Consider the following 20996-nt stretch of genomic DNA (forward strand, 5'->3'; position numbering starts at 1 on the left):
ATTAACAATTCACCGCCTCCGCCAACTGATCGAGTGCCTGCTTCAATGCTGCACGGGGACAGCCTACGTTGAGACGCATGAAGCCACGGCCGGGTTCGCCAAAGGTGGTGCCGGTGTTGAGTGCCAGGCGTGCCTTGTCGGCAAAGAGGCGTTCCAGTGCTTCTTGCTCCAGGCCCAACTGACGGCAGTCGAGGAAGACGAGGAAGGAGGCTTGCGGACGTATCATGCCGATGGCAGGGATGTGCTGGCGCAGATAGGATTCGGTAAAGTCGATGTTGCCCTGAATGTAGGCTAGCAACTGGTTGAGCCACTCCTCGCCATGCTCGAAGGCTGCCTTACAGCCGATATAGGCAAAAAGATGGCCTTCGCAGAATTCTCCGGCTTCCATGAACTGCTGGAAACGGGCGCGCAGGGTGTCGTCGGGCACAATGGCAAAGGAACTTTGAACGCCCGGCATGTTGAACGTCTTGCTGGGTGCCATGAAGGTGACGGAATTGGAAGCGGCTGCCGGACTGACCGTAGCAAAGGGATGATGCTTGTAAGGCGGCAGGGTAAGATCGGCATGGATCTCGTCGGAAATGACAAGGGTACCGCTTTCCTGACAAAGTTCGGCTATGCGACGCAATTCGTCTACGGTCCAGACACGTCCGCCGGGGTTGTGAGGATTGCACAGGACGAGGGCTTTGCAGCCTTGCAGGTCGTGACGAAGGCGGTCGAAGTCGATGTGGTAGTGTCCGTCGCGCAGGTCGAGAGGAGAACGGACTGCTTCACGCTTGAGGCGTTCGGTCACGAGGAAGAAGGGGTGGTAGACAGGGGTCATCACCAGGACACGGTCGCCGGGGTTGGTGAAGCAGAGCAAGGCAAAAGCCTGTCCGCGCACAATGCCGGGAACAAAGGTCAGCCAGTCGGGGCGTACTTCCCACTGATGGCGTTTCTGTAGCCAGTGGCAGATGGTGGTGTCCCAACCTTCACAGGGCATGGCATAGCCCAGTACCTCGTGTTCGAGACGTTGACGCAAGGCATCCATTACAAAAGGAGGCGTACGGAAATCCATGTCGGCCACCCACATGGCGGTCAGATCGTCACGTCCAAATGCATTCTTCATGCCGTCCCACTTCACTGAACCGGTGTGACGGCGGTCTATCAATTCATCGAAATTGTAAGTCATATATTTATAGGTTTGATCATTCGTTTTAAGTTTCGCAAGTTTATTAACGTATTAGTTGACAAGGCTTCAGTCAACAAGTATACAAGGCCGGGAATGCCTTGTTTGGAACACAGATTCCACTGATTATCAACAACTAAACATATAAATCTGCGTTATCCGTGTCTATTCCCTAAACCCTCCACACTGAACCCTCAACTCTATCAAATTGGGAACCAGATAAACACGGCCACATCCCACACGGCATGGGAGACAATGATGGCTCCCAAACGCTGGGGGAACAGGCGGTAAAGGCCGCCCCACACAATGCCGGCTACCAGAGCTGCCATCAGCAGCATGAAGTTGCACGAACCGGCATGGACCAGTGCATAGAACGCCGTGGCGACCAGGAAACCGGTATTAGGATTCCAACGGCTGGAAAGCGTACGCTGCACATAGGCACGCCAGAAGATTTCTTCGGCGGGACCTATCAGGAAAAGCATGAGGGCAGATAGCAGCCAGGGAGACTCGCCTTCCTTCATGCCATAGATCAGGTTGACCTGCGGACGGGCAAAGTCGAAAAGCCAGGAGGAGACTTTATCGCCTGTCCAGAACACGCACCACAGGACAACGGCTATGAGGATGCCCAGCAATACTTCGCTTGCGCTCCACCTGACTCCATGCCACCAACCGGGATTGAAGCATGTGGAGAGAACGGAGAGTGTGAGGGCAGAAGCGGTCATCATCCACCAGAAATTGACGTAAGGAGCCGTGAGGGGGGAGAACATCACCGTCCACAGCACGGCTGCCAGTATGAGGGTAAATATCAGTTTTTTCACGAGAACAGACGGGCTAAAACAAACGACAGGGTGAAAAGCAGACTGAACATGAGCTGGAGCTTGGCAGTCAGTTCGTCGAGGCGGGAAATGCCTTCCATGCCCAGAACGGGATAACGGGACATCATACGGACATTGCCCAAAGCGGGAACCAGGGCAATCCATACCAGCATGGTCCACCAGGGGAACAGGCCACCAGCAGCACAACCGGCTATCCAGCCGAAGGGGAAAAGCACTTCGGCACAGTAAAGGTACATGGAGGCACGGCCACCCAGAGTCATGGCAAGGGTGGAGATATCGGCACGTACGTCGGTCTCGATGTCACGCGTGTTATTGGCGTGCAGGATGGCTACCGTAATGAGTCCTACGGGAACACCTGCCCACATGGTATTCCAGTCTGTCACGCCGGTGGCTACGTAAGCCGTACCCAGCATGGGCAGCAGGGCATAGGCTATGAAGATGACGACATCGCCCAGAGCGCGGTACTTCAGTGTGGGATAGAGCAAGGTGCAGGCCGCACCACCGATGCCGATATAAAGCAAAGGAAGTCCTGTACGGAGAAGCAGACCGATGCCGGCAATCAGAGCCACTGCCAGCAGCGAAAGGGAAAGGCGGTAGATCTCCTGCGGACGGAAAAGACCTCCGGTCAGGGTACGTACACCGTGGGTATCTTCCCGGTCGACCCGATGCTTGTAGTCGAAATAATCGCTCCACGTATTGCCTGCGGCATGAAATACGATGATGTTGAGCAACGCCCATACACCATTGATCCAGTTCACCTCATAGCCCGCCCAATAGAGGTAGGCCAACGTCACCGCCACAGGCATGGCCGAGGCAGGAAACGACCAGGGGCGCACAGCCACCAGCCAGTCTTTCAAGGAATGTTTGTTCATAAAAGAATATTTTTTGGTTAGATTGTGGCAAATGTACGAAATATATTTGCCTCTCCACTCACCTTTTTTTTATATTTTTGCACCCCGATAAAAGAATGAATGTATGACGAAAGCCCTGTTTTTCGATATTGACGGAACGCTGGTCAGCTTCCAAACTCATGAAATACCTGTATCGGCCGTAGAGGCACTGGCAGCCGCCAAGGCTGAAGGTCACCGCATCTTTATTGCTACCGGACGGCCACGCATCATCATCAGTAACTTAGGTGCCTTGCAGGAACGAGGACTGATAGACGGATACATCACCATGAACGGCGCTTACTGTTTTGTGGGCGACGAAGTGATCTACAAGAGTCCCATACCTGTAACAGACGTTCGCACACTGACGGACTACTGCGCAAAGCGGGACATTCCCTGCATCGTGGTGGGTGAGAACGACATCTGTGCCTGCCAACCCGACGAACGGGTGCAGGAAGTGTTCTACGAGCATCTGAAAGTGACAGTGCCCATCCCGACACGCCAACTGCCTGATGCTGTAGAGGGAAAAGAGATTTACCAGTTGACTCCTTTTCTGGTGGAAAGCCAGGAACGGGAAGTCAGCCCGTATACGCCTAACTGCGAAATGGGACGCTGGCATCCGGCCTTTGTGGATGTGACGGCAAAGGGAAATACGAAGCAGAAAGGTATTGATGAGATTATCCGCCACTTCGGCATCCGGCTGGAAGATACCATTGCTTTCGGCGACGGTGGTAATGACATCTCCATGCTGCGCCATGCCGGCATCGGTATAGCCATGGGCAATGCTGCCGACCACGTGAAAGCTGCTGCCGACTACGTGACCGATACGGTGGACAACGACGGAATAGCCAAAGCGATTGAACAATGGGTAATGAAAAATGGTAAATGATGAATTTTACCCTCATTCAACGTTATTCATTATTAATTTTTAATTGTTAATTTTTAATTATCCGTTTATCCCGCATTGACCTTCGTTCCCGACACCAGCAACCGTGAGTTTCAGGATGCACTGAACCTCGTGAAGTATACCCGCCAGTCGCTTTTCCTGACGGGGAAGGCCGGTACGGGCAAATCGACCTTCCTGCGCTACATCTGCGACAATGTACGCAAGAAACATGTGGTGTTGGCTCCTACAGGGATAGCAGCCATCAATGCCGGAGGCAGCACGCTGCACAGCTTCTTCAAGCTGCCTTTTCATCCGCTGTTGCCCGATGATCCGAACCTGAGTCTGCAGAAAGGCCGTATTCACGAATTTTTCAAGTATACCAAGCCTCATCGCAAACTGCTTCAGGAGCTGGAACTGGTCATTATTGATGAGATTTCGATGGTGAGGGCTGACATCATTGATGCGGTGGACCGGATACTGCGGGTTTACAGTCACAACTTGCGCGAACCCTTCGGCGGTAAACAGGTGTTGCTGGTGGGCGACGTCTTTCAGCTGGAGCCAGTCGTCAAGGGGGATGAGCGGGAAATACTGAACCGTTTCTACCCTACTCCTTATTTCTTTTCTGCACGGGTATTCGGCCAGATAGAACTGGTGTCCATCGAACTGCAAAAGGTATACAGGCAGAATGACCCGAAGTTTATCGGGGTACTGGACCACATACGAAGCAATACGGCCGGAGCTGCTGACCTGCAACTGCTGAACACCCGATACGGTACGCCGATTGTCCAGTCGGAAGCCGACATGTACATTACCCTGGCCACACGCCGCGACAACGTGGACTACATCAACGACCGTAAGCTGGCCGAACTGCCCGGTGAACCTATGACCTTCTATGGAGAGATAACAGGCGAATTTCCTGAAAGCAGTCTACCTACTCCGAAGGAACTGGTACTGAAGCCCGGAGCACAGGTCATCTTCATCAAAAACGACTACGACCGCCGCTGGGTGAACGGAACAATCGGTGTGGTGAGCGGCTTTGATCCGCTGGAAGGTACGCTGTACGTCGTAACGGACAACGGTACGGAATGCGACGTCAAGCAGGAGGTGTGGCGCAACATCCGCTATCACTACAACGAGGAGAAGAAAGAGATAGAAGAAGAGGAGCTGGGCACTTTCCGCCAGTTTCCCGTCAGACTGGCATGGGCCATTACGGTACACAAAAGCCAGGGACTGACGTTCAGCCGTGTAGTCATCGACTTTACCGGTGGGGTGTTTGCCGGCGGACAGACGTATGTGGCACTGAGCCGATGCACTTCGCTCGAAGGTATCCAACTGAAGAAGCCTATCAGCCGTGCCGACATCTTTGTACGTCCCGAAATCGTACAGTTTGCCGAACGTTTCAACAACCGCCAGGCCATTGACCGCGCCCTGAAGCAGGCACAGGCCGATGTGCAATATGCTGCTGCGGCCAAGGCTTTCGACAAAGGAGACTTTGAAACCTTTCTGAACGAATTCTTCAAGGCTATCCATTCGCGTTATGACATCGAGCGTCCGGTTTCGCAACGCCTCATCCGCCGCAAGCTGAACATCATCAACACGCTGCGTGAGGAAAACCGTGCACTGAAGGCTGCTGCCCTGGAGAAAGAAAAGGCCTTGGTGAAATATGCCCGGGAATACATCACCATGGGGGACGAATGCCTGAAACATGGTATGCAGGAAGCTGCCATGCGTAACTATGAAAAGGCGGTTACCCTCTGCCCCAAGTTCAAGGAAGCCTGGAAGAAAATAAAGAAGCTGGATAAGGAGATGAGAAACAATAAAGGAGAAAAGGAGAATTAACCGATAGGTTGTCTCGGCACTCATCTTTCATCACCTTTTGATAAGATAGGAGGTGGCTCAGCAAAAAAAATTAAGCAAGCTTATTTTTTTGCATTCGACTTTCACTATCTTTGGATAAGATAGGATACGGTTCGGCAATCCCCAAAATAAGCAAGCTTGTTTTTGTATTGCGCTCACCTTTCACTATCTTTGCCCAAAGACTTAAAAAACATCTGTTTATGCTTCTGAAGCTTTATAACAAGAACAACAATCCTGCCGATCTGCAACGCGTTGTCGACCTGCTGAACGACGGGGGACTCCTGATCTATCCGACCGACACCATGTATGCCATCGGCTGTCACGGACTGAAAGAACGTGCCATCGAACGCATCTGCCGCCTGAAGGACATTGATCCGAAAAAGAACAACCTCTCCATCATCTGTTACGACCTGAGCAGCATCAGTGAATATGCCAAGGTGGATAATGCGACTTTCAAACTGATGAAACGTAATCTGCCGGGGCCGTTCACTTTCATCCTGAACGGGACGACACGTCTGCCCAAGATCTTCCGTAACCGGAAAGAAGTGGGTATCCGTATGCCTAACAATCCTATCATTCAGGAAATAGCCCGTCTGCTTGATGCACCCATCATGACTGCTACCCTGCCGTATGACGAGGATGAAGACATAGAATATGCTACCGATCCAGAACTGATCGATGAAAAATGGGGAGATATCGTCGATCTGGTGATTGACGGTGGTATCGGAGGAACCGAAGGTTCGACCGTAGTAGATTGTACGCAGGGAGAAGCCGAGATTGTCCGCCAGGGAGCGGGATGGCTGGAAGAGGGATAAAAAAATGAAGAACCGACTTTAATGAAGAATGAAGAATGTCGGCTTCGCCTCCGAATGAAGAATTTTATCCCGCAGGAAATTCTTCATTCTTCATTCCTCATTCTTCATTAAATATTTTACTTCAGCAGTGACTCGGGATCGAGATGATCGGCTTCGATATCCTTGAAGTAACGGTATGTACCAACTTTCAGTTCGTCGGTAGCGGCATCGTCGCAGATAATGATACCCTTTTCGTGCATTTGCAGCGCACTGATGGTCCACATCTGCATGACAGGACCTTCAACGGCATGATACAGGGCACGGGCCTTGTTGTGACCGTTGACGATAATCATTACTTCGCGGGCACTGAGCACGGTGCCGACACCTACAGTAAGAGCCGTCTTGGGCACTTTGTTCACATCATTGTCGAAGAAACGGGAGTTAGCAATGATGGTGTCGGTAGTCAGTGTCTTCTGGCGTGTACGCGATGACAATGACGAACCCGGCTCGTTGAAAGCAATGTGTCCGTCGGGACCAATACCGCCCATAAAGAGGTCGATTCCTCCGTACGACTTAATCTTCTCTTCGTAACGGGCACACTCGGCGTCGAGGTCGGCAGCATTGCCATTCAGTATATTGGTATTTTCAGGTTTAATGTCAATGTGGCTGAAGAAATTGTTCCACATAAAAGAGTAATAGCTTTCGGGATGCTCTTTCGGCAGGCCTACATACTCGTCCATGTTGAACGTAACAACATTCTGGAAAGAAACCAGTCCTTTCTTGTTCAAGTCAATCAGTTCCCGGTACATGCCCAGCGGTGACGAACCTGTAGGACAACCCAAAACAAAAGGTTTTTCCGGTGTGGGATTGGCAGCTTTGATTTTAGCGGCTACATAGTGAGCAGCCCACTTCGATACGGATTGATAATCCGGCTGAATGATTAGTCTCATGTCTGATTAATTTATAAGGTTAGTAATGATATCAAAAATTAATGGTTAATGATTAATGACTAATGGTTAATGAATGATGGTGGATAAAGAGGTGCACTAAATTAAAGGGCCACTCTCATTGATCGTTTACCATTGATCATTAACCATTACCGATTATTTTCTGTCCTTCTTCAGGCGATCGGCCATGGCACGCGCCAGGTTCTCGCACTGTTCGTAAGTAATGTCTTTCATGGCCTGCTTCATCTCAACAGGGTCACCTACTATCTCCAGCTTGCTCTTCTCGGCAAATTCGGCCATACGTTTTACGGCAGCACCGGCCCAGGTAAACGAACCGAAATAGCCGAAATAACGGCCTTTCACCTCACGCAGCAATATTTTGGAAAGCAACGAATCGACTTCGGGATATATCTGGTTGCTGTACGTAGGACTGCCGACAATGAGACCACGGTATTTGAATATATCCATCAGGATGTACGAAGGATTGCTCTTGCTGACGTTGTGCATCACAATGTTCTTGATGCCCTGTGCGGACAGTTCGGCTGCAATGGCTTCGGCCATCTGTTCTGTATTTCCGTACATGCTACCATAAGCGATGACAACACCTTCTTCAGCTTCGTAACGGCTGAGACGGTCGTAAACGCCTACCACACGGGCAATGTTTTCTGTCCATACCGGTCCGTGAGTGGAACAGATAGTGGTGATGGGCAGATGACCAAGCTTGGCCAGTGCTTTCTGCACAGGATTGCCGTACTTACCCACAATGTTGGAATAATAGCGTACCATCTCGTCCCAATAGCGGTCCAGATTGATGCGTGTGTCCAGGAAACCGCCATCCAGCGTTCCGAAACAGCCGAAAGCATCGCCGGCAAACAGAATACCGTCAGTCTCGTCGAACGTCATCATCGTTTCGGGCCAGTGCACCATTGGTGTCAGATAGAAACGCAATTTGTGATGTCCCAGGTCGAGGTATGACTCATCTTTCACCTCGTAACGGTCGCCCGTCACGCCGTAATAGCCTTCAATCATGCCGAACGTCTGCTTGTTGCCCACAATCACAATGTCGGGATAATGTTGCTTGATCAGGCGGATCGAACCGGAATGGTCAGGCTCCATGTGATTGATGATGAGGTATTGAATAGGACGGTCGCCTATGATACAACGGATCTTGCGCAGATAAGTCTCGAAGAAACAGGCATCTACCGTATCGACCAGTGCCACGATATCATCGTCTATCAGATAAGAGTTATAAGAAACGCCGTAAGGCAGCGGCCACATACCTTCGAAAAGATGTTTGTTGCGGTCGTTCACTCCTACGTAATGAACTTTTCCTTTAATCAATGTTTTCTGATTCATAACATTATATAATTAGATGAATTCTACCTTCAAAATGCCACAAAAATACAAAAATTTTCTCATATATCATATTTCTTTCCCTGATAAGCCCCCAGCTGACGCATTCTTTTTTGCAGGCGGTGGTTGAACTCGTAGTTCTTCAGCCCCCAATCGGGGGCTACCAGCAGTTCCTTGGGCGACTGTGAAACAAAACGCTCCAGTACCAGGTCGGGACGCAAATGTTCTACATAATCGACAACCAGCTCCACATACTCGTCTACATCAAACAGATGAAAGTCTTCGGGTGTGTGTTCGTATTCAGCTGCCATACGGGTACCGCGTATCAACTGCAACTGATGCATCTTCAGTGTAGTGAGAGGCAAAGATGACACGGCTGCCGCCTGGGCTACAATGTCGGCATGCGTCTCGCCTGGCAAACCGAGAATGACGTGCCCTCCGGTCAGGATGCCACAGGCAGCCGTACGCTCCACCGTATTGCAAGTCACCTCGAACGTATGTCCGCGGTTGATGCGACGCAAAGTGACATCGGACGTCGACTCGATGCCATATTCAACAATCAGGAACACCTGACGGTTCAATTCTTCCAGATAATGCAACAGAGAATCGGGCATGCAGTCGGGACGGGTACCGATCACCAGCCCTACTACATCATCCACCGACAAGGCTTCCTCGTACTTACACTTCAGTGAGTCCAGTTCGCCATACGTGTTGGTATATGCCTGAAAATAAGCCAGGTATTTCATTTCGGGATATTTATGCGCAAAAAACACCTTCCCTTCTTCCAATTGCCGGGTAACACTTTTCTCTGTCCGGCAATACTCAGGATTGAACGTCTGGTTGTTGCAGTAAGTGCAACCGCCATAGCCAACCGTTCCGTCACGGTTGGGACAAGTGAAGCCGGCATTCAGCGAAATTTTCTGTACCTTATAGGGAAAATAACGCTTCAGAAACGTGGGAAAATCATTATAAAGGACTGGCATATTCTCTGTATTATTCATTATCTGCGGACAAATGTAAGAAATACCCTGCAAACAGGCAACCTTCAGCATGCGGTGTTGTTATTCATCGCATGCAAGCTTACTATAAAATGATTGTATTTATCAGAGGGAATCAGTATATTTGCAAAAAACTAAAAAACGTATCGTATGGCACAAAGCAAGTATATCCGTTTTGACTGGGCTATGAAACGCCTGTTACGCAATAAAGTGAACTTCGGCGTACTCGAAGGTTTACTCACCACTCTTTTGGGAGAACGCATCACCATACAAAAGCTGCTAGAAAGCGAAAGTAATCAGGCTGACGAATACGATAAATATAACAGAGTTGACATCCTCGCCGAAAACTCTAAAGGAGAAATTATACTGATAGAAGTACAAAACAACAATGAATATGCTTACTTCCAACGTATGTTATTCGGCACCTCCAAACTCGTAACAGAATATATCAACCGAGGAGACGGATATGACAAAGTGCGCAAAGTATACAGTGTAAACATTGTATATTTCACATTAGGCCACGGAACAGATATAGTATATCACGGAAAAACTGAATTCAGAGGGATACATAATGGTGAATTACTGGAACTAAGTCCGTTTCAGAAACAGACTTTCAAAGTGAACGAAGTCAGTCAGCTGTATCCAGAATACTATATTTTAAAAGTTAATGACTTCAACCGTGTAGCCAAAACGCCATTAGAAGAATGGATTTACTATCTGAATACAGGAGATGTGCCTGAAGGTGCCTCTGCACCCGGATTGGAAGAAGTCAAAGAAAGATTGAAACTGGATCGTATGACCAAAACAGAACTGGATGCTTATTATCGCCATCTGGACAACATTGTCATTTTACGAGATAATATTTTTACAGAAAGAGAAGAGGGAAGAGCTGAGGGAAGAGCTGAGGGAAGAGCTGAAGGAAGGGCTGAAGGAAGGGCTGAAGGAAGGGCTGAAGGACGAGCTGAAGGAAGGGTTGAAGGTGAAAGAATAAAACAACTGGAAATAGCACGTAACCTGAAAAAACTAGGATTAAACACAGAAGCTATTTGTCAAGCCACAGGTTTATCTCCCCAGGAAGTAGAAGGTTTGTAGTTACAAATCTGATACAGACTCAAATAAAGGAAGCCAATATCATCATTGATAGAATTTACGTATTCCATCCCATAAATATTCAACAGGAGATAACACTTCAAAAGAGCATCTTTGCCAAAAAGGAGCTTTGCGGCTTGCTTTTCGGCCAAGAATGTGTACCTTTGCCCTTGTCAACCCTAAAGGAAAAACTATCATGAGACAAATAAGTATCGTATTTCTCCTCTGCCTGCTCACACTGACAGGCTTTGCCCAAAACGGCCAAACAAATATCGAACTAAAAGATATCGTGTCCGGACAATATCGCGCCGAAAATATTTATGGCGTTATCCCCATCCCGGGTGATGGCGAACACTATTCGCAGATGAATGCTGATCGGACACAAATCATCAAATACTCCTTTAAAACCGGCAAACAGGTAGAAGTACTGTTTGACGCAACAACTGCACGTGAGTGTCCGTTCAAGACATTCGACAGTTACAGCTTCTCGCCAGACGGAAGTATGCTGCTCATTGCTACAGAAACGACTCCCATATATCGCCGTTCGTACACAGCCGTACACTATCTGTACAGTCTGAAACGTAACATCGACGGTAAAATCAACAACGTTGTAGAACGCCTTTCGGACGGAGGACCGCAACAGGTACCCGTATTCTCGCCGGACGGAAGTATGGTAGCCTTTGTACGCGACAACAACATCTTCCTCGTGAAACGTTACTTCGGCAACAGCGAAAGCCAGGTGACAAAGGACGGCAAACGCAACGAAATACTGAACGGTATCCCCGACTGGGTTTATGAAGAGGAGTTTGCCTTCAACTGTGCATTGGAATTCAGTGCCGACAGCAAAATGTTGGCTTTTATCCGCTTCGATGAAAGCCAGGTACCCTCCTACTCTTTCCCCCTCTTTGCCGGACAGGCTCCGCACATCAGTGCTTTCGAAAAATATCCGGGTGAATACACCTACAAATATCCCAAGACAGGCGAAGCTAACTCGAAAGTAAGCGTACACACTTTCGACATCAAGACGAAAGTAACCCGTAAGATGCAGGTTCCATTGGACGAAGATGGATACATTCCCCGCATCCGCTTCACACAAGACCCGAACAAACTGGCCATCATGACACTGAACCGTCACCAGAACCGTCTTGACCTGTACTTCGGCGATCCGCGCAGTACGGTCTGTAAACTGGCTTTGCGTGACGAAAGTGATACCTATATCAACGAAAGCGTATTCGACAATATTGTTTTCTACCCCGAACACTTCAGCTTTGTCAGCGAACGCAGCGGTTTCAACCACCTCTATTGGTACAGTATGGGAGGTAATCTGGTAAAACAGGTGACCGACGGACAATATGAAGTAAAAGAATTCTTAGGTTATGCACCCGAAGAGGGAGCCTTCTATTTCACAAGCAATGAAGAAAGTCCGATGCGTACAGCAGTCTACAAAATAGACCGTAAGGGCAAGAAAATCAAGCTGTCTACTAAAGAAGGAACCAATAGTGCACAATTCAGTACGGACATGAAATACTTCATGAACCGCTATTCGAATGCCAATACTCCTACCGTAATCACTTTGAACGACAATACAGGAAAAGTACTGACCACCCTGGTAGACAATGCTTCGCTGAAGAAGAAACTGGCAGCCTGCCAGATGCCACAAAAGGAGTTCTTCACTTTCCAGACTTCGGAAGGAGTGAAACTGAATGGCTGGATGCTGAAACCCGCCAATTTCTCAGCTTCCACAAAGTATCCTGTCATTCAATACCAATACAGCGGCCCTGGATCGCAAGAGGTGAAGGATGCCTTCAACATCAGTTGGGAGAATTATATGGCTTCGCAAGGATACATCGTAGTTTGTGTAGACGGACGTGGCACAGGTGGACGCGGTGCTGAATTTGCCAAATGTACTTACCTGAACTTAGGTGTAAAGGAAGCTCGCGACCAAGTGGAAACAGCCCTCTATCTGGGTACGCTGCCGTATGTAGACAAGAATCGTATCGGCATCTGGGGATGGAGCTTCGGAGGCTACATGACACTGATGAGCATGAGCGAAGGCAGACCGGTGTTCAAAGCGGGTGTAGCAGTAGCAGCCGTCACCGACTGGAACTATTATGATACCATCTACGGCGAACGTTTCATGCGTACTCCCAAAGAAAACGGAGAAGGTTACAAAGCCTCTTCGGCCATTACACGTGCCGACAAACTGAGCGGAAACCTGTTGCTGGTACATGGTATGGCCGATGACAACGTACACTACCAGAACTGTGCTGAATATGCCGAACAGCTGGTTCAGCTGGGCAAGCAGTTTGACATGCAAATCTACACCAACCGGAACCACAGTATTTTCGGCGGTAATACACGTCTGCACCTGTACACCAAACTGACTAATTTCTTCAAAAATAACCTTTAAGATTAATGGAGAATGAATCATTCTCCATTATCTATCATCAATCTTAATCATCGAAATGGAAAGAGTACGCAAGCCCGAATGGCTGAAAATAAATATCGGTGCCAACGAACGCTACACCGAAACCAAACGTATTGTAGAATCCCACTGCCTGCACACCATCTGCAGTAGCGGCCGTTGTCCCAATATGGGCGAATGCTGGGGAAAAGGGACTGCCACTTTTATGATAGGCGGCGACATCTGTACCCGAAGCTGTAAATTCTGCAATACGCTGACCGGGAAGCCTCTGCCCCTTGACCCAGGTGAGCCGGCACACGTAGCCGAATCTGTTTCGCTGATGAAACTGTCGCACGCAGTTGTCACCTCGGTAGACCGTGATGACCTGCCCGACCTTGGAGCTGCTCATTGGGCAAAAACCATTCGGGAAATCAGGCGACAGAATCCGGAGACAACCATTGAGGTGCTGATTCCTGACTTTCAGGGACGAAGAGAGCTGGTAGAACAGGTCATAGAAGCCCAGCCCGATATCATCTCACACAACATGGAAACGGTACGGCGTATCAGTCCACTGGTACGCAGTGCAGCACGTTATGACACGAGCTTGGAGGTATTGCATCAGATAGCCGAAAGCGGCATCACTACCAAATCGGGTATCATGGTCGGTTTGGGAGAGACACCGCAAGAAGTAGAAGAACTGATGGACGACCTACGCCGCATCGGATGCCATATCCTTACCATCGGCCAATACCTGCAACCCAGCCATAAACATTATCCGGTGGCCGAATACGTCACACCGGCGCAATTTGCCGCATACAAAAAGACAGGACTGGATAAAGGATTTACGCAGGTAGAAAGCGCTCCGCTGGTACGTTCGTCTTATCATGCCGAAAAACAGATATTGGCTATGAAGAAACGATGAAAGTACCACGAAACCACTTTCCACCCTCAATCTTATTCTTCAACAACCAATACCCGGCTATTGGGTAAATCCGGGATATAAATTTTTTCCCCATCGACAGTAATATCGGCTGGTCCTATCAATGGATTGGCAAGCTTCAGCTGGACGGGTACTATCTGGCGTGTCCGGAGGTCAATCTTACTCAGCTGTGCAGGTGTCCAATTGGTTATATAGATTGATTTTTTGTCGGAAGAGAAAGCTATCCCATCGTACTGTCCCGGGGTCTGAACAAATTTTTCTGGTTGAGGAGTATCTAAATTATCTATACGATAAATGATATGTTTGTCCTGCGTCTTGCCGTCTGCTGGATACGACGCTACATACATCACTCCGCTGTCTACCAGCAAACCGTTAGGACCAGGAATAGACGTCCATTCTACCGGAGCACCCGGATTGGCAGGATCGCTGATATCTATCCGGTAAATCTTGTCTGTATTGGTTACAGAAACGTACAGCATATTGCCCGAAGCAGCCAGGTCGTTGACAAACAAATCTCCCTCGGGAAGACGGATAATCCGAGGATGTTCACCGGGAACAGACAAATGGTAAACTACAATCTTATTGACATCGCAGACAAAAAGATAACCGTCTCTCTCGAACATGCCTTTCGGTGCGGATAGGTTTCCATCAGCAGGAACAATTATTTCAGTCTTTCCATCCTTGTGCCAGACAATATATCCCTTTCCTTCCGAATTAAGCGGATTCAATTCTGACGTGCCAAAATTGGCGATCAAAATACCACCGTTATAGGGATACGTACTTTCACAAAACCGTATGCCATCCTGCACTATCGCAACTGGTTCGATTTCCTGAGATACATTTTCGCGTGAGGCCTGCGCCTGTAAATTCACCGACAGCCCTATCAGAGCCATCCATAAAAATCCTTTTCTCATATAAAATTCATTTTTTAAATTGGTAATAAACAATCTGTTTCTCAAACGATTAATCATATACTGAATCATTAATTGCGAACTACTTGTACGCGAAATCGCGAATACCATACGTGTGCAACCGGAATAAGGGCAACGACCAATGCTATGACGATCAGCACCAGCAACAATTCGACAAACAGGTTCCATCCATATCGGGTAAATACGATACCCGTCAGCGAACCAATCAGACTGGAACCTGCATAATAGAACAGCCAGTAAATGCTGGTAGCAGTGCTTTTGGCAAAAGCAGCATGAGCCGATACTATACGGCTAGCCATCGTATGAGTACCGAAAAAAGCAAACGTAAACAGTCCTAATCCCAGGATCAGCACGCCCAGGTGCATCACCAACAGCAGTACAAGCCCTACACACATCAGCAAGAGTGCCCATTGCAACAACATCCCCGGATTGTACCTGTCGGACAAACGGCCGGTAACGAGTGAACCGGCTACCCCTGCCGTATACATCATAAATATCATGGCCACCACCTCGTGCGAAAGCCCGAATGCAGGTGAAACAAGCAAAACCGACAAATAATTGTACACACTGACAAAGGTACCCATTGACAATGCAGCAACTAAATACATGCAGATGAGTTGCGGATGAAGCAGCAAAGACTTCATTTGCCTGATTTTCTCTTTAAAGGATACAGGAACTACTGTCGAATGACCGGATGCAGGAATCTTGCGGATAAAGAAATACCCTAATACCAAACTTACTCCTCCAATCACAGCCACTGCATACTGCCACCCAACCCATCCGGACAGAAGAGTTCCTGCCACACGCCCAGACATGCCCCCAATGGTATTACCACTTAAATATAGGCTGATTGCCAGTCCTATCATCGGTTTGTCCACCTCGTCCGTCAGATAGGCCAAAGCCACAGCCGACACAGCAGACAAAGCCATGCCTTTCAGAAAACCGACAACAAGCAGCAAGGGGAATACGGTAATAAAGGCAGATGCCAAAGTCAGAACGGCAGAAACCAGTAATCCGATTCCCATCAGCCGCTCACGTACAAAGTCATCCGCCTTAAAAGCAAACAAAAACAGACCAACAGCCATCCCTAACGTAGAAGCTGACACCGCAAGACTGCTGTTGGCAAGATCGGTATGGAAAAACACACACAACTCGGAGAGCATCGGCTGAAAAAGATACAACTGTGCAAAGACAGACAAGCCGGACAGGAACATACAGTTTCGTATGGTCCGGAATCTCTTACGGCTATCCGTAGCTATAGGTGTGCGAAGCATGGCTTTCATATTATGTCCTCCTCTTTTCAAGTTTTGATGCAGCAAAAGTAAACCATAAAACAAAAAAGGAATATATCTGAAAAACTCATATTTTCGATAGAATCTATCGGTAATAACGATAAGCCTATACAACAACACGCACCCAAAACAATAGAGGAAAGATACTCACCAGCATCCATATATTACAATATCCTAAAAAGAACAAGTATCTTCTTATGAAAAATTACTTTGATGCAGTCTAAACAGAGAAAAAGAAAAAACAATTGTCCCTTTGCTTGTGTTATACGTAAAAAGCAGAATCATACGAGTTATGGGTCAACAAAGAGTCTTATCATCCAAGTTCAACATGTCCGTAGGATTTCTTCCAGCCGTTATAGCCATATTGCTCAGCGGCTTCGCCTCACAGGACATATCGGTATACGCCGGTGCTGCAATGGGAATAGCTGCCAGTCTGCACAGCTATTTCCGGAAGGGAGCGTATATTCCTCAAATCATATTATATGCTACCACAACCATGCTGACACTGTTGGCCGTTATCGGTATTTTTACTGCCGACTATTGTTCCGACCTTTTATTCCCACTCATGATCGAAGGATGCTGCCTGCTAGTTCCTTTCCTCATATTTCTGAACCGCAAACGTTTCCTGAGGCGTTATCAATGCAAGTCGTCAGAATGTTGCAAACAGTTTTATGCGCAAGGAGCCGAAGCCGCCATCGTATCCTCCAGAGTCATTCTGCTTTTCGGTTTTCTGCATTTTCTTGGTCTGTTTGCCGCTTATCTGCTAAACAGTCCGGCCCACAGTGCCACAGGGTTCTTCCTGCTACACATCACTCCTCCGGCCGTGTTCATAGCCGGTATGCTGTTCAACCAGTTCGGCATCCTCTATTTCAACAGAATGATGCAGCATACTATTTTCCTCCCCATTGTCAACATACGGGGCGATGTAACCGGAAAAATACAGGCAGCCGATGTAGTCAACCGCCGGCGCGACTTCATTGTCCCCGTAGTGCGTATAGCCGTAGCGTCGCACGGGATGCTGTTCCTCCGTCCGCGTCCGCAATGCAGCAACTACGATGCCAACAAGACTGACCTGCTGATGGAAGACTACCTGATATACGGCGAGACACTGGAACAGTGTGTGCAACGCATTCTTAAGAAGAACGTTCCGGAATCCTGGAAGAAACACCTTTGCTTCAACCTGAAGTATCACTATGAAAACCATCAGACCAACCGTCTGGTCTACCTCTTCCTGCTCGATGTAGAAGACGACTCGGCCTTGTGCGACAGCAATTTCAGGGGAGCCAAGCTATGGACACTGTCCCAAATAGAGCAGAATCTGGGAATGAACTACTTCAGCGAGTGCTTCGAATACGAATACGAGCACCTGAAAGGCATTATTTATACAAGAGAAAAATACAAGGAATCTTAGACAGATCGGGCACCTTGCCGCGCCATTCGTTCACGGTACGTGTACGGATGTACTCGCCTTCGCAGGTAATGTTGGCTGCGATGCAGAGCTTCGTCTGCGGACGGCAATTGTGCAGAATATCCTCGACCATCTTATTGTTCCGGTAAGGGGTCTCGATGAACAACTGTGTCTGGTGTTCGGCATATACCCGCTGCTCCAAAGCTTTCAGCTTTTTGGCCCGTTCGGCAGGTTCGATGGGCAGATAGCCGTTGAAAGCAAAACTCTGACCGTTGAATCCGGAGCCCATGACAGACAGAATGATGGAAGAAGGCCCTACCAGCGGAACCACCTTCAGCCCCTTGCGCTGGGCAATGGCTACCACGTCGGCTCCCGGATCGGCCACAGCCGGACAACCGGCTTCGGAAATGACTCCCATGGACTGCCCTTCGGCAAGTGGTTTCAGATAGCCCGATATGGCTTCGGGCGATGTATGCTTGTTCAGCGGATAGAATGTCAGCGAATCGATATCGATACCCTTATCTACCTTTTTAAGAAAACGGCGTGCCGAACGCACATCTTCGACGATAAAGTGGCGTATCTGCAAGATAATCTCCTTATTATAAGCCGGCAACACGGTCTCGACCGGTGTATCGCCCAGCGTGACGGGCAAAAGATAAAGCGCTGTATCCATTCTGATTCAACTGAAATAAAGAATAATAATAAGAAAAAAGGCTGTGCCAGGACGGACACCGGCCACCGGCCGCACCGCACACTGACACACCCTTGTTATGAAACATCCGGCGTTTAGCCGTAGATGATATTTCCGTTTGCGTCCTTATACTCATCCAGGCCCTTCTCATAGGTAGCCATGGCGCGCAGACTCATACCTACGCTGGAGAAACCTCCGTCGTGATACAGGTTCTGCATGGTCACCTTGCGGGTCAGGTCGGAGAACATGACAATACAATAGTCGGCACATTCTTCGGCTGAAGCGTTGCCCAGCGGAGACATGCGGTTGGCAAAGTCGAACAGTTTGTCCATACCCTTCACACCCGAACCGGCTGTAGTCATGGTAGGCGACTGCGAGATGGTATTGATACGTACATGATGCTCGCGACCGTAGATGTAGCCGAAGCTACGGGCGATAGACTCCAACAGAGCCTTGGCGTCGGCCATGTCGTTGTAGCCGTAGAATGTACGCTGTGCAGCCACGTAGCTCAATGCCAGAATCGAACCGTATTCGGCTATGGCATTCATCTTCTTGGCTGCCTGAATCATTTTATGGAAAGAGACGGCTGAGATATCCAGCGTCTTGCTCAACATGTCGTAGTCCAGGTCGTCGTACGTACGTTTTTTACGCACATTGGGAGACATACCGATAGAATGCAGCACAAAATCAATCTGACCGCCCAATACTTCCATCGAACGTTTGAAAACATTTTCCAGATCTTCCACGTTCGTGGCATCGGCGGGAATCACTTCGCAGTGCAGCTTTTCGGCCAGTGCGGACACTTCGCCCATGCGCACGGCAACAGGAGTGTTCGACAACGTAATAACAGCACCTTCTTCTACTGCTTTTTCTGCTACTTTCCAGGCAATGGACTGCTCATTCAGAGCACCGAAGATAATGCCTCTTTTTCCTTTCAACAAATTGTAACTCATACTTACATTAATTAAATTGAGGGCACAAAGATAGGAAGTTTATCCGTAAGTCTGACGAAAATTATTGAAAGAAAGCACCAAAAGACAAAAAATCCACCTAAAACTTCAATTTATCCACCTAAAACTGTGCGGATAATGATACTTTTGTAACAGGATTCCATGCGACGGGCAACCGGCAAGCCGTTGAAAAAACAGGCCAAAGTGCAGGATGCCCCGGCAAAGGAAGACCGTAACTGACACTATACATCCGATACCATGAAAAGAAGAAAACTGATTCTACTGTGCCTTCTGTGTGGCACATCGCTGTACTCGGCTGCCCAGGAAAGCCGCAGTTTCCGACTGGAAGTCAGAAACACGTGGACGCACGAACAGACGGACGCACCGGTCGTCGTAAAACTGAGCGACCTGAAAACCGGCTTCGACGTACTGTCGGCCACGGTGACAGACGGCGTACGCGAAATACCGTCCCAGCTGGACGACCTGGATGGCGACCGGAAAGCCGACGAGTTGGCTTTCGTCATCGACATGCCTGCCCAAAGTACCCGACAAATCGGCATCACCTTGTCCGCAGCTCCGGTACAGAAGACCTATACGCCCCGCGTATCGGCTCAGTTGCTGATACGCGACGCCAAGAAGGGGAAACACGCCCCGATACAGTCGGTCACCGTGCCAGGCACGACTAATTTCTATAATATGGTATACGGTCATGGCCCCATGTTCGAATCGGAACTGGTGGGCTACCGCATCTACTTCAACGAGAAGCAGACCATCGACCCCTACGGAAAGTTCACCCCAAGGCTGGAGCTGACCGAGAGCCAATTCTATCCCACCGACGAACAGCTGGCACGAGGCTTCGGCGACGACGTGCTGATGGTGGGCAACAGTTGCGGCATCGGTGCCCTGAAGGGATGGGACGGGCAGAAAGCTGTCCACATCGCCCCGGTGGCCTATCGCACGGAGCGCATCCTGGCGTGCGGACCGGTGCGTGCTGTTGTCGAGGTGGAGGTGCAGGGATGGGAGTATCAGGGCAGCCGCCTCGACATGACCCACCGTTACCTGCTGTATGCCGGACACCGCGACCTGCGCATCGAGACTTCTTTTTCGCGTCCGCTGGACGAAGAAGTGTTCTGCACCGGCGTACAGAACATCATGGGCAACGAGACCGTTTCCTACAGCGACCACCACGGACTGGTGGGAAGCTGGGGACGCCACTGGCCCGTGAACGACACCGTGAAATACGCCAAAGAGACCATCGGCATTGCCACCTGCATTCCCCAGCGATACGTCCGCCAGGAAGTGGCGGACAAGGATAACTTCCTGTATACGCTGGCGGCTCCCGGCGAACGGGGCTTCTGCCACTACACCATGTTCACCTCGCGCAAGGAGACCTTCGGTTTCCCCGATGCCGAGGCTTGGTTCGGCTACATGCAGGAGTGGAAAGACAGGCTTCAGCATCCCATAGAAACCCGTCTGCTGCCATGATCCGAACCTGATATACATCCGAATTTTACGTAAGGCAGACCGGCGCACACACGCTGCCGGCTGTCCATTCACCAAACATAAA

At 49.2% G+C, this 20996-nt stretch carries 18 protein-coding genes; 8 read left to right on the forward strand and 10 right to left on the reverse strand.

From position 1 onward, the window contains the following. Position 1 precedes the first annotated feature (1 nt). The 3 genes from BQ5591_RS17875 to BQ5591_RS17885 all read right to left on the reverse strand — a co-directional run bounded on the left by BQ5591_RS17875 (position 2) and on the right by BQ5591_RS17885 (position 2873). The gene (locus tag BQ5591_RS17875; protein WP_071150375.1) at positions 2 to 1168 is read right to left on the reverse strand and encodes a MalY/PatB family protein; all 1167 of its coding nucleotides are present in this window, start codon (positions 1166 to 1168) and stop codon (positions 2 to 4) included. A 200-nt stretch (positions 1169 to 1368) separates the two neighbouring features. Next, positions 1369 to 1983 (reverse strand): CPBP family intramembrane glutamic endopeptidase, encoded by a 615-nt coding sequence (locus tag BQ5591_RS17880; RefSeq protein WP_022164210.1) that lies wholly within the window; start codon positions 1981 to 1983, stop codon positions 1369 to 1371. After that, a complete protein-coding gene (locus BQ5591_RS17885) occupies positions 1980 to 2873 on the reverse strand; it encodes a prenyltransferase (protein WP_022164211.1) in 894 nt (297 codons plus the stop codon). The genes BQ5591_RS17880 and BQ5591_RS17885 overlap by 4 nt, the downstream gene beginning before the upstream one ends. Positions 2874 to 2976: 103 nt before the next feature. Between BQ5591_RS17885 and BQ5591_RS17890 the strand changes: the two genes are divergently transcribed. From BQ5591_RS17890 to BQ5591_RS17900, 3 genes are all read left to right on the forward strand, one after another. Continuing rightward, the gene (locus tag BQ5591_RS17890) at positions 2977 to 3777 is read left to right on the forward strand and encodes a Cof-type HAD-IIB family hydrolase (RefSeq protein WP_071150376.1); all 801 of its coding nucleotides are present in this window, start codon (positions 2977 to 2979) and stop codon (positions 3775 to 3777) included. A gap of 75 nt (positions 3778 to 3852) precedes the next feature. Continuing rightward, the gene (locus BQ5591_RS17895) at positions 3853 to 5613 is read left to right on the forward strand and encodes an ATP-dependent DNA helicase (RefSeq protein ID WP_071150377.1); all 1761 of its coding nucleotides are present in this window, start codon (positions 3853 to 3855) and stop codon (positions 5611 to 5613) included. Positions 5614 to 5831: 218 nt separating this feature from the next. After that, positions 5832 to 6446 (forward strand): L-threonylcarbamoyladenylate synthase, encoded by a 615-nt coding sequence (locus tag BQ5591_RS17900; protein WP_022164215.1) that lies wholly within the window; start codon positions 5832 to 5834, stop codon positions 6444 to 6446. A 116-nt stretch (positions 6447 to 6562) separates the two neighbouring features. On the opposite strand, the gene nagB is transcribed toward BQ5591_RS17900, so the two are convergent. The 3 genes from nagB to BQ5591_RS17915 form a co-directional block, all read right to left on the reverse strand. After that, positions 6563 to 7375, reverse strand: a complete 813-nt coding sequence (nagB, locus tag BQ5591_RS17905) for a glucosamine-6-phosphate deaminase (RefSeq protein WP_022164216.1) — start codon at positions 7373 to 7375, stop codon at positions 6563 to 6565. A 153-nt stretch (positions 7376 to 7528) separates the two neighbouring features. Continuing rightward, complete coding sequence (locus BQ5591_RS17910; protein WP_022164217.1) at positions 7529 to 8728, reverse strand: FprA family A-type flavoprotein; 1200 nt, start codon at positions 8726 to 8728, stop codon at positions 7529 to 7531. Between the two features lie 59 nt (positions 8729 to 8787). Next, on the reverse strand, positions 8788 to 9726 hold the full coding sequence (locus BQ5591_RS17915) for a tRNA modification radical SAM protein MnmL/YtqA (RefSeq protein WP_071150813.1): 939 nt from the start codon (positions 9724 to 9726) through the stop codon (positions 8788 to 8790). 147 nt (positions 9727 to 9873) lie between these two features. Here BQ5591_RS17915 and BQ5591_RS17920 point away from each other — a divergent pair, with 147 nt between their 5' ends. The 3 genes from BQ5591_RS17920 (at position 9874) to lipA (ending at position 14138) form a co-directional block, all read left to right on the forward strand. Further along, positions 9874 to 10815: a PD-(D/E)XK nuclease family transposase gene (locus tag BQ5591_RS17920; protein ID WP_071150378.1), complete on the forward strand. Its 942-nt coding sequence runs from the start codon at positions 9874 to 9876 to the stop codon at positions 10813 to 10815. A gap of 193 nt (positions 10816 to 11008) precedes the next feature. Then, positions 11009 to 13222, forward strand: coding sequence for a S9 family peptidase (locus tag BQ5591_RS17925; RefSeq protein WP_071150379.1), 2214 nt, complete (start codon positions 11009 to 11011; stop codon positions 13220 to 13222). 55 nt (positions 13223 to 13277) lie between these two features. Next, entirely contained in the window at positions 13278 to 14138 is an 861-nt protein-coding gene (gene lipA, locus BQ5591_RS17930; RefSeq protein ID WP_022164220.1) for a lipoyl synthase, read from the forward strand. Between the two features lie 32 nt (positions 14139 to 14170). On the opposite strand, the gene BQ5591_RS17935 is transcribed toward lipA, so the two are convergent. Together BQ5591_RS17935 and BQ5591_RS17940 are read right to left on the reverse strand one after the other, a co-directional pair. Further along, positions 14171 to 15070, reverse strand: coding sequence for a YncE family protein (locus BQ5591_RS17935; protein WP_071150380.1), 900 nt, complete (start codon positions 15068 to 15070; stop codon positions 14171 to 14173). A gap of 68 nt (positions 15071 to 15138) precedes the next feature. Beyond that, positions 15139 to 16371, reverse strand: a complete 1233-nt coding sequence (locus BQ5591_RS17940) for an MFS transporter (RefSeq protein WP_205410648.1) — start codon at positions 16369 to 16371, stop codon at positions 15139 to 15141. A gap of 301 nt (positions 16372 to 16672) precedes the next feature. On the opposite strand from BQ5591_RS17940, the gene BQ5591_RS17945 reads away from it, so the two are divergent. Further along, positions 16673 to 17791 carry a hypothetical protein gene (locus tag BQ5591_RS17945; RefSeq protein ID WP_071150381.1) on the forward strand — a complete coding sequence of 373 codons (1119 nt, stop codon included), beginning with the start codon at positions 16673 to 16675 and terminating at the stop codon, positions 17789 to 17791. Here BQ5591_RS17945 and BQ5591_RS17950 read toward each other — a convergent pair. Both BQ5591_RS17950 and BQ5591_RS17955 read right to left on the reverse strand, forming a co-directional pair. Next, positions 17757 to 18461 (reverse strand): SAM-dependent methyltransferase, encoded by a 705-nt coding sequence (locus BQ5591_RS17950; RefSeq protein WP_022164223.1) that lies wholly within the window; start codon positions 18459 to 18461, stop codon positions 17757 to 17759. The two genes, BQ5591_RS17945 and BQ5591_RS17950, sit on opposite strands and share 35 nt — an antisense overlap. Before the next feature lie 113 nt (positions 18462 to 18574). Beyond that, entirely contained in the window at positions 18575 to 19432 is an 858-nt protein-coding gene (locus BQ5591_RS17955; protein WP_071150382.1) for an enoyl-ACP reductase FabI, read from the reverse strand. A gap of 255 nt (positions 19433 to 19687) precedes the next feature. Between BQ5591_RS17955 and BQ5591_RS17960 the strand changes: the two genes are divergently transcribed. Next, a complete protein-coding gene (locus BQ5591_RS17960) occupies positions 19688 to 20914 on the forward strand; it encodes a DUF4861 domain-containing protein (protein WP_071150383.1) in 1227 nt (408 codons plus the stop codon). Positions 20915 to 20996: the final 82 nt, after the last annotated feature.

The organism is Bacteroides ndongoniae (assembly GCF_900108345.1).
Lineage (GTDB): Bacteria > Bacteroidota > Bacteroidia > Bacteroidales > Bacteroidaceae > Bacteroides > Bacteroides ndongoniae.

Coding starts and splice junctions, on each gene's coding strand:
- BQ5591_RS17875 (WP_071150375.1), bottom strand. CDS start 1,168: ATGACTTACAATTTCGATGAATTGATAGACCGCCGTCACACCGGTTCA.
- BQ5591_RS17885 (WP_022164211.1), bottom strand. CDS start 2,873: ATGAACAAACATTCCTTGAAAGACTGGCTGGTGGCTGTGCGCCCCTGG.
- BQ5591_RS17890 (WP_071150376.1), top strand. CDS start 2,977: ATGACGAAAGCCCTGTTTTTCGATATTGACGGAACGCTGGTCAGCTTC.
- BQ5591_RS17900 (WP_022164215.1), top strand. CDS start 5,832: ATGCTTCTGAAGCTTTATAACAAGAACAACAATCCTGCCGATCTGCAA.
- nagB (WP_022164216.1), bottom strand. CDS start 7,375: ATGAGACTAATCATTCAGCCGGATTATCAATCCGTATCGAAGTGGGCT.
- BQ5591_RS17910 (WP_022164217.1), bottom strand. CDS start 8,728: ATGAATCAGAAAACATTGATTAAAGGAAAAGTTCATTACGTAGGAGTG.
- BQ5591_RS17915 (WP_071150813.1), bottom strand. CDS start 9,726: ATGAATAATACAGAGAATATGCCAGTCCTTTATAATGATTTTCCCACG.
- BQ5591_RS17920 (WP_071150378.1), top strand. CDS start 9,874: ATGGCACAAAGCAAGTATATCCGTTTTGACTGGGCTATGAAACGCCTG.
- BQ5591_RS17925 (WP_071150379.1), top strand. CDS start 11,009: ATGAGACAAATAAGTATCGTATTTCTCCTCTGCCTGCTCACACTGACA.
- lipA (WP_022164220.1), top strand. CDS start 13,278: ATGGAAAGAGTACGCAAGCCCGAATGGCTGAAAATAAATATCGGTGCC.
- BQ5591_RS17935 (WP_071150380.1), bottom strand. CDS start 15,070: ATGAGAAAAGGATTTTTATGGATGGCTCTGATAGGGCTGTCGGTGAAT.
- BQ5591_RS17940 (WP_205410648.1), bottom strand. CDS start 16,371: ATGAAAGCCATGCTTCGCACACCTATAGCTACGGATAGCCGTAAGAGA.
- BQ5591_RS17945 (WP_071150381.1), top strand. CDS start 16,673: ATGGGTCAACAAAGAGTCTTATCATCCAAGTTCAACATGTCCGTAGGA.
- BQ5591_RS17950 (WP_022164223.1), bottom strand. CDS start 18,461: ATGGATACAGCGCTTTATCTTTTGCCCGTCACGCTGGGCGATACACCG.
- BQ5591_RS17955 (WP_071150382.1), bottom strand. CDS start 19,432: ATGAGTTACAATTTGTTGAAAGGAAAAAGAGGCATTATCTTCGGTGCT.
- BQ5591_RS17960 (WP_071150383.1), top strand. CDS start 19,688: ATGAAAAGAAGAAAACTGATTCTACTGTGCCTTCTGTGTGGCACATCG.